The 485-nt window shown below is 58.1% G+C and carries 1 protein-coding gene; it reads left to right on the top strand.

Annotated features, from left to right (window positions below; translation table 11 throughout):
- Positions 1-485, top strand: a 485-nt coding sequence (locus ACYQ1O_RS16890) for a calcium-binding protein (protein WP_459993442.1), incomplete at both ends; no start/stop codon positions are given.

The raw sequence follows: 485 nt of genomic DNA, 5'->3' as shown, positions 1-485 counted from the left end.
GACATCCTTTACGGTGGCGACGGTGCGGATTACTTATACGGCAACGCAGGCGCGGACGTGCTGAACGGTGATGGCGGCAATGATGCCTATGTCTACGACGGCTATACGGGCATCTCATCTAGCGGCGGCCTCTATGGCGGTGATGGCAACGACACCCTTAATGGCGGCGATGGCATCGACTACATCAGCGGCGATGCGGGCGACGACACTCTCAATGGCGGCAATGGCGACGACACTTATTTCTACGGTTACGATGCCAACAGCTATTACATCGAACAAAACGGTGGCCTGTACGGTGGCGATGGCAACGACACCCTGAACGGCGGCACCGGCAGTGATTATCTTGAAGGCGGCGAAGGTGCGGACACCTATGTGTTCGCACTGGGCGACGGCATGGACACCCTCAACAACTACCACACTGATGCCAGCGTCGACGTGGTCAAGTTCAGCAACGTTGCCAGCACCGCCGTCAGCAGCATTACCCG

It is taken from the genome of Methylosoma difficile (genome assembly GCF_054657615.1).
This window is presented reverse-complemented; position numbering and strand designations above follow the sequence as displayed.